At 39.4% G+C, this 444-nt stretch carries 1 pseudogene; it reads left to right on the top strand.

The window, feature by feature from the left end:
* Window positions 1–357, top strand: a pseudogene (locus AB4653_RS24085) (UDP-3-O-(3-hydroxymyristoyl)glucosamine N-acyltransferase); the annotation flags it as partial.
* Window positions 358–444 lie beyond the last annotated feature (87 nt).

The following is a 444-nucleotide window of genomic DNA, read 5'->3' as shown; positions in this document are numbered from 1 at the left end:
GAAGATAACGTTATCTTAGATAACCAACTTCAGATAGCTCATAATGTTCACATCGGATATGGTTCTGCTATTGCAGGTGGTACTATCATTGCCGGCAGCACAACGATAGGTAAGTACTGTATTATTGGTGGCGGTTGTGTGATTAATGGTCATATAGAAATCGTTGACGGCGTTACAATCACCGGTATGGGGATGGTAATGCGCAGTATCACCGAAAAAGGCATGTACTCTTCAGGTATTCCTTTACAGCCAAATAAAGATTGGCGTAAAACAGCAACGCGAGTTCATCGTATTGATGAAATGAACAAGCGTTTGAAAACCGTTGAAAAACTTATCGAGAACAGCGCGGAATCATAATTCCAGCATTTCTAATAAAAGGCTCGCGTACAGCGAGTCTTTTTCGTTTATAATCCTTCTCATTAAATAAAGAATATACATAGGAAT

The sequence above is a fragment of the Vibrio sp. 10N.222.48.A3 genome, from assembly GCF_041475345.1.
GTDB classification, from domain to species: Bacteria; Pseudomonadota; Gammaproteobacteria; order Enterobacterales; family Vibrionaceae; genus Vibrio; species Vibrio tasmaniensis_A.
The sequence above is the reverse complement of the archived record's forward strand: the minus strand, read 5'-3'. Positions and strand labels throughout refer to the sequence as shown.